This is a genomic window from Companilactobacillus paralimentarius DSM 13238 = JCM 10415, from assembly GCF_001434985.1.
GTDB lineage: Bacteria > Bacillota > Bacilli > Lactobacillales > Lactobacillaceae > Companilactobacillus > Companilactobacillus paralimentarius.
Window position 1 is genome coordinate 1 of record NZ_AZES01000121.1, and the last position, 6896, is coordinate 6896.

8 protein-coding genes are annotated in these 6896 nt (G+C 34.3%); 3 read left to right on the plus strand and 5 right to left on the minus strand.

Annotation, left to right across the window (positions count from 1 at the left end):
- Window positions 1–183: 183 nt before the first annotated feature.
- On the minus strand, window positions 184–1806 hold the full coding sequence (locus FD33_RS10400; protein ID WP_025086412.1) for an APC family permease: 1623 nt from the start codon (window positions 1804–1806) through the stop codon (window positions 184–186).
- Window positions 1807–1913: 107 nt separating this feature from the next.
- Complete coding sequence (locus FD33_RS10405) at window positions 1914–2468, minus strand: TetR/AcrR family transcriptional regulator (RefSeq protein WP_025086286.1); 555 nt, start codon at window positions 2466–2468, stop codon at window positions 1914–1916.
- 128 nt (window positions 2469–2596) lie between these two features.
- On the opposite strand from FD33_RS10405, the gene FD33_RS10410 reads away from it, so the two are divergent.
- Genes FD33_RS10410 through FD33_RS10420 form a run of 3 tightly spaced genes read left to right on the plus strand, consistent with a single transcriptional unit; the run spans window position 2597 to window position 4832 of the window.
- Window positions 2597–3649, plus strand: a complete 1053-nt coding sequence (locus FD33_RS10410) for an ABC transporter permease (RefSeq protein WP_025086285.1) — start codon at window positions 2597–2599, stop codon at window positions 3647–3649.
- Window positions 3649–4317 carry an ABC transporter ATP-binding protein gene (locus tag FD33_RS10415; RefSeq protein ID WP_025086284.1) on the plus strand — a complete coding sequence of 223 codons (669 nt, stop codon included), beginning with the start codon at window positions 3649–3651 and terminating at the stop codon, window positions 4315–4317. The genes FD33_RS10410 and FD33_RS10415 overlap by 1 nt, the downstream gene beginning before the upstream one ends.
- Window positions 4318–4334: 17 nt before the next feature.
- Entirely contained in the window at window positions 4335–4832 is a 498-nt protein-coding gene (locus FD33_RS10420) for a zeta toxin family protein (protein WP_025086283.1), read from the plus strand.
- A 198-nt stretch (window positions 4833–5030) separates the two neighbouring features.
- Here the strand turns inward: FD33_RS10420 and FD33_RS10425 are convergent, their stop codons facing one another.
- Genes FD33_RS10425 through FD33_RS10435 form a run of 3 tightly spaced genes read right to left on the minus strand, consistent with a single transcriptional unit; the run spans window position 5031 to window position 6759 of the window.
- Complete coding sequence (locus tag FD33_RS10425) at window positions 5031–5429, minus strand: DUF3021 domain-containing protein (protein ID WP_025086282.1); 399 nt, start codon at window positions 5427–5429, stop codon at window positions 5031–5033.
- A 1-nt stretch (window position 5430) separates the two neighbouring features.
- Complete coding sequence (locus FD33_RS10430; RefSeq protein WP_051564337.1) at window positions 5431–5889, minus strand: LytTR family DNA-binding domain-containing protein; 459 nt, start codon at window positions 5887–5889, stop codon at window positions 5431–5433.
- Window positions 5890–5901: 12 nt separating this feature from the next.
- Window positions 5902–6759, minus strand: a complete 858-nt coding sequence (locus FD33_RS10435) for an ABC transporter permease (RefSeq protein WP_056955958.1) — start codon at window positions 6757–6759, stop codon at window positions 5902–5904.
- Between the last annotated feature and the right edge of the window lie 137 nt (window positions 6760–6896).

Here is a 6896-nt window from a genome sequence, read left to right on the forward strand (position 1 = left end):
GTTTTTATTTTGAGCTTTTATTGAAAGTGGCTAACTTGATTATAAAATTCGCCGAATTAATCTAATATTATTTATTCAGAAATAAAAAACGACATCTATTTAGAAACGTGTAGACACGTTTATCCTAAATAGATGCCGTTTATTTTAATTTTGATAATCTAAGAAAGAAATTAATAAATTCTATTATGCCTCTTTTAGATTATATTCTTTCCAACCAAAGGCAATAACCAAAGCTATTCCAATTACACTAATAAGCACAATTGAAACAATGTTATGTTCATAATTAGAACCACCTAGAGCCAAGTCACCAACAATTGTTAGGAACAAAGCAGCTAGGATTCCTGTCCATTGTAAACGAGTAAAGGCTGAACCGGTAGTACTTCTACCCTCACGACGTGTTACATATGGCAAGACAACACCCAAACCAATCAAGACGATAATGGCAACGAAGTTAATTACTAATTCGTACCACCATGTTGATGAAGCAAACTTAACATCTTGAGGTCCGATACCAAAGATTGTAGCTACGGCAGTGATGATCAAGCACCACCAACCAACAGCTAGGGCTAATTTATCATTTTTAATATAGACATAATCTGAAGGGAATTTTTGACTGTCTTGTCTGATCTTAATGAAAGCAAAGAAGATCCAGCAAGTAACACCTGGCGAAATAATTCCGTTCAAGTTTAATAGCCAATTGAAAATATCATTCATACTTGGTAAGAAAATACCTAGTAACATGATGAAAGCACTCAAACCACAAGTTAATAAGTAACCATTAACTGGTAGGCCATTGGAATTAGTTTTACGTAAGACCTTAGGCATGTACTTAGCACCTGTATCAGAAATCAACATTCTTGTCATAGCGTCCAATAGAACTGCCAACAAGGCTGCTAGGTAAAATACTTCAGTCCAAGCAAAGATATACATCAAAGTATTACCCATATGATATTGCTTACCTAAGGCTTGGAATGCGTAGTAAGAACCATTCATCTTCAAGTCATTTGGTAAGTTGAATCCATCAAAGAACACACCCAATGAGAATGAACCAAAGATAGTCAAGAAGGCCGTCATAACGGCTAACATGATCATGGCTTTAGGGAATTCACGCTTAGGATGACGCATCTTTGTAACGAAAGGTGCAATAAGTTCAGCACCGTTAACCGCATAAATCAACAAACCAATCGTTGTTAGATAGTGAAGATCAAACTTAGGTACGATGGTATGAAGATTCATTGGTTGTGTTGCAATATGACCACCAGCAGCAAGTCCGGCAAAAGTCATCAATACAAACAATACAGTCATTCCAAACATGGCAATACCACCAATAGTACTCAAAACTTCAAGTGAGCGTTTGAAACGAGATTGTACAAAAATAAAGACAATAAAAGTTACTAATGTCCAAAAAGCAAACCAACCGTTTGACATTTGGCTTTGCATCTTGGCATTACCGTTGTAGGCCCATCCGAGTCCAACAACGATTGAATTAGCAGTATCAACAACATAAGGAATTGAAGCTGCCCAGTAAGTCCACGCAGTAAAGTAACCTAGAAATTCACCACTAGTACCGCGAACCCATGAAGTAAGTCCCCCACCTTCATGATTGAAAACTGATCCCAATTGACCAACCATTAATGAATATGGAATAACATATAGAAATAACATGATAACCCATGAAGTGATGACACCCATACCTTGGTTTTGGAAGTTATAAGTTAAATCATCAAAACCAATTACGGTAACGAAATCCATTAAGGCAAGAATAGGCCAGCTTATATAGTTCTTTTTTGGTTCTAAATCTTCCATAATAAGCTCCTATAAATTTATATACATATTAAGCACAATTTTATATTCTACACTTTTGAATTTATATACATAGAGCCTAAAAACGTTTTCTTTAATTAAATTATTTATTATTTATCAATTTCAATTGTTGATATTAACAATTTATCTGCTAAATTCGACAATTTAGTGATATCAAAATCTTTTTTACGCATCGCCGTGTGCAAAACTCCTACCATTCCCCAACAACAGTAATTCAAAATATATTCAGCTTCTTCTTGATTTGAAAAAGGAATCACTTGCTGACCATTGGTAACAGTCAACTGGATCAATTTTTGCATCAATTCTGAATCGGGATTACGGCACAAGACACCAATCATTTTTTGATTATCTTCAATGTAAGACATGACGACCTTAAAGAATTGCGGCCCTATATCACTTTCCTCATTGGGAGGTTCGAAATCCTTCAGTATTTCACCAAAACGATTCATGACAAAATCTTCGGTCTTATGAAGCAAATCGTAAATATCTTCATAGTGAAGATAAAAAGTACGACGATTAATGTCAGCTTTATCAGTAAGCTTTTGAATCGTTATTTCTTCAATTGGCATAACTGACATCAAATCAATGAAATTATCACGGATCGATTTTTGTGTTCGTCTAGTTCGACGATCATTCTCGTTCAATTTGTCCCCTCCTTTACTACACAACTTCGCCATTTTCGTGTATTAAGACACGAAAATAATAACTTTGTTTATTGTTCACAAAGCATCTTCTTAATATTATATAGCCATTAGTCAAGGAGGTACACATCATGTATTTAACTTTAAGGGAACTCAGACACAATAAATGGAAATTTAGTGCATTAGGATTAATCATCTTTTTGATTGTTTTCCTCGTTCTCTTCATTACCGGATTAGCTAATGGTTTGGCTAACGATAGCGGTTCAGCCATTAAAGAGACTCCTGCTGAAACTTTTATTTTACAAAAGGGATCACAGGCTCGATTAAACCGCTCTAAATTAACTGATCCAGATTGGCAAAAGTTCCAAAACAAATATCATAACGACGTTACAAAATTAAGTGTTGCTCAAATGACAATTCAAAAACAAAACAATGCTAGTAAGAAAACAGATATTGCCTATTTTGTTATAAATAAGGACAGTTTTCTTGCTCCTAAATCTGTTAAGAAAACCGATGGTAACCAAGTCTATGTCAGTCGTAAATTAGAATCTGACGGTTACAAAGTCGGTGACAGTTTCAAGGACTCAAACAGTGGCAAAACTTTCAAAATTGCTGGCTTCACAAATACTGAGTCCTACTCACATTCACCGGTTATTTATTTGAACAATCAACAGGCCCAAAACATCCTACCTGATTCCAAGAGTTTCAACGCTATTGCGTTAAAGAAAAATTTAACCAAGAGATCTGGTTATCAAGTTATCAGTAAACAGACTTTAATTAACAATATTCCTGGTTATTCAGCTGAGCAGAGTTCACTTTACTTGATGATTGGTTTCCTATATCTCATTTCATTATTCGTTCTCGCCGTTTTCTTCTATATTATTAATCTACAAAAAATCAGTGATTTCGGAACGCTCAAAGCTTTGGGTACCAAGACTGGTTACTTAGTTGGACATGTTTTAACCGAAATGGGACTATTGTCTGTAAGTGGGATTCTCGTCTCATTCTTGGTAACCTATTTGATCAAACTCAAAATGCCGGCTTCAATGCCATTTAGTCTCAGTTTAACGACTCTATTAGGAACTGGACTACTATTTCTCGGTATCGCCCTCTTAAGTGCCCTTCTCTCGTTAATCAAAGTTGTCAAAGTCGATCCTATCAACGCTATCGGAGGTAACAATTAATGCCAGTTTTAGAATTGAAAAATATTGTCAAAAATTATCCCGATGGGGAAAATATCAATGAAGTTTTGAAGGATATCTCCTTTCAAGTGAAAAAGGGTGAATTTGCAGCTATTATGGGACCTAGTGGAGCCGGTAAAAGTACCCTGCTTACAATCATGGGTGCCTTGCTTTCACCTAGTTCTGGAACTGTTTTGTTGAACAATCAAGATATCAGTCATTTTTCGAAAAAACAGCAGACTCAACTTCGCTTAAACGAGATTGGTTTTATTTTCCAAAATTCTGATTTGATTCCTTATTTAAAAATTTCCGAGCAACTACAATTCATCCAAAAGATTTCTAATAAGAAATCAACTGATGCCATTGCTATTCTCAAACAATTAGGATTAGGACATCGTTTAAGCAGTTATCCCAATGCCCTTTCTGGTGGTGAAAAGCAACGTGTTGCTATTGCTAGAGCCTTTATCAATCAACCTGATTTAATCTTAGCTGATGAACCTACAGCCAGTCTGGATTCCAAACGTGGTCGTGAAGTTGTACAGATTATCCAAGAAACCGTCCACCAACAAAACAAAGCTGCTGTGATGGTCACACACGATGAACGTATTCTCGATTTAGTTGACTCAATTTGGCAAATTGAAGATGGTAAACTGAATAAAGTAAATAAGTAGTTTGAAAGGCTTAAATTATGCAACCGACTTTAATTATTCTTCGTGGCAATTCTGGTAGCGGCAAAACTGCATTAGCCAAGAACCTTCAACAGTATTTTGGCACTGATAAATGTTTGCTAGTTCAACAAGACGTTTTACGTAGAGAAATTCTACATGCTAGCGATCATCCAAATACACCAGCTATTGATTTCATCGAAACCATCGTAAAATTTGGTTACCAACATTATCCTGTGGTTATTCTCGAGGGAATTCTCAGAAAAGATGTCTATGGTGAAATGTTGATAAAACTGTGTAAAACTTTTGCTCCTAGAGTCTTGGTCTATTACTTAGATGTTTCTTTTGAAACCACATTGAAGTTTAATGTTCTCAAGAAAACACCTTTTTCTGAGTCCGACCTTCATTCTTGGTGGTTAGATTCGGACTATCTGACTAATTCCGACTACAAATTAAATGCAGTTGGTACCGCAAATTTAAGGCAACAAGTCATCACTGACTATCTAAAATTTAAAGAATAGAAAACAACCTCTATTAAGTATTCAAGATATGTTCCTTTACTTGAATCTCTTAATAGAGGTTGTTTTTGGTTTACTAGATCAAATCACTTTACAATGATTACGTATTAAACATACTTATCTCAAGAAAAATAAGCGAAATGCTATTTAGTCTGTAGTAAGAATTTAAGCACATTCACACTTTTTCTGATTTAAGATCATTTAGGATTTTTTATTACGCATTTTTACTAATTTAGTTAATTTCTTAGCATCAATCATTTGATTGAGATATATTCCTAACCAAATAAAGATATAAATAATAACAAACATAAACAGATTGTTCCAACTGTGTTTGGATAAAATACCAAACCAACCGTTATAAGAAGTCATTGCTATTACCAAAGCTAGAGTCACTACAAAATGAATCACTATTTCTAATAAAATATTCAAATCATATTCAAATATCATCGATAACCAACCAATAAAAAGACTCATCAACCAAATGCTAAAAATATTTTGAGGTGTAACTGTGGTTGTGCCCTGCATAATAAGAATTGCTAAATAGGTCAACGATCCAATCAGAATTCCAATCAAGCCATAACGGAAAAGTTTTCTTATCATCTTACATCCCCAAGCTTTCTTTTAATTGTGTTAAATATTTACGACTAACGGTTAATTTTTCATCATTATCCATAAAAGCTAGCATATTACCCGAAAACGACGCTTCCAATGAACTCAAATGATTCAGATTTATCACAGCACTTTTAGAAATCTGGATAAAGTCACCATTATTCAGACGTTGATACATTTCTTTCAATTTTCCCCTTAATTTATACGCCTTGACTTGTGTATAAACCGTTAATTCATTTTTGTATACTTCAATCGCAATAATCTCATCCAATTGAATCATAACAACACGATCATCTACCGCTAACGGTACAACATCAGTATGATTATCCAAATTATCAATTGTCTTCATCAAATTTTGGACGTCGTCAGAAAAACTTTGTGCCTCAACGGTTACTTTAGCTTTGTCCACCGGCATGTCATCTTTTTGTTGATAATTAATTTCTATTTTCATGAGTTTTCCTAATTAAACTTTATTTAGAACTACATTTTTATTATATCGATAAAGTCCCAGAATTAGGACAATCACAATTATAAAAGTTATTCCCATGTTATATGTCTCTGTGGAAAATCCTTTACCAATAACGATTCCCATTGATTTTTTGAAATCCAAAACTTTATCCACAGGTAATCCTTTTAATGCATGATTCAGTTCTTTATTCATCATTACCTGTCGATAAATTGCAGCATTATATGGGACTGGTGTTAATTTAATTAATGATTTAGCAAAAGTAGGCATAGCTCCTATAGGAAAATAAACTCCCGCAAAGAATCCAGCTGCAGTTCCAATAATCGTATTGATTTTTCCAAAGGTGTCAGATGTCTTTACAAAAGTAAAAATCAAGAGATTGATCGCTGACCACAATAAACTACTTAAAATCATCAATCCTAATAACTTTAGAAAAACTACTCCATCAAAACTTATCTTGTCCTGAATCATGAAGTAAACTTGCATGTTGGCGTACATAAAACCTTGCATAATAAAACCAATTATCCAAGCACTCAATAGATAGGATAACGTAATTTTAGTGTAGGAGGTATCAGTTAAAACTAAATCAGCTAATCGATTGCTTTCACGATCACTAACTAAATTGGTCATCGCACCTCCGGTAGTGGTTATTGTCGTGACTGTCAACGTTCCACCTATCAACCAGTAATCTAATATTTTTTGTGAATCTTTAAGTGCTGACCAACTTTCTTGCATACTCTGTCTTAAAAAAACTAAATAGAGTACAAATGAAATCAACGCTCCCAATAATGAGAAGAAAACTTTACTTTTACTAGAGAAGAACAATCTTAAATTACGCTCAATTAAACTTTTCATCCTATTCGACCTCTCTCCCTGTCAGATTTAAAAATATATCATCCATATTGCCTTGACGATAATCAAAACTGACTATTTGGTCGACGAATTTACAATTGAAGTGCAACGAGTAAGAAGAAAATAAAAAAGAACTCATA

What these genes read in the sequence shown, in the direction of transcription:
- FD33_RS10400 (WP_025086412.1), bottom strand. Translation starts at nt 1,806, where the DNA reads ATGGAAGATTTAGAACCAAAAAAGAACTATATAAGCTGGCCTATTCTT.
- FD33_RS10410 (WP_025086285.1), top strand. Translation starts at nt 2,597, where the DNA reads ATGTATTTAACTTTAAGGGAACTCAGACACAATAAATGGAAATTTAGT.
- FD33_RS10415 (WP_025086284.1), top strand. Translation starts at nt 3,649, where the DNA reads ATGCCAGTTTTAGAATTGAAAAATATTGTCAAAAATTATCCCGATGGG.
- FD33_RS10420 (WP_025086283.1), top strand. Translation starts at nt 4,335, where the DNA reads ATGCAACCGACTTTAATTATTCTTCGTGGCAATTCTGGTAGCGGCAAA.
- FD33_RS10425 (WP_025086282.1), bottom strand. Translation starts at nt 5,429, where the DNA reads ATGATAAGAAAACTTTTCCGTTATGGCTTGATTGGAATTCTGATTGGA.
- FD33_RS10430 (WP_051564337.1), bottom strand. Translation starts at nt 5,889, where the DNA reads ATGAAAATAGAAATTAATTATCAACAAAAAGATGACATGCCGGTGGAC.
- FD33_RS10435 (WP_056955958.1), bottom strand. Translation starts at nt 6,759, where the DNA reads ATGAAAAGTTTAATTGAGCGTAATTTAAGATTGTTCTTCTCTAGTAAA.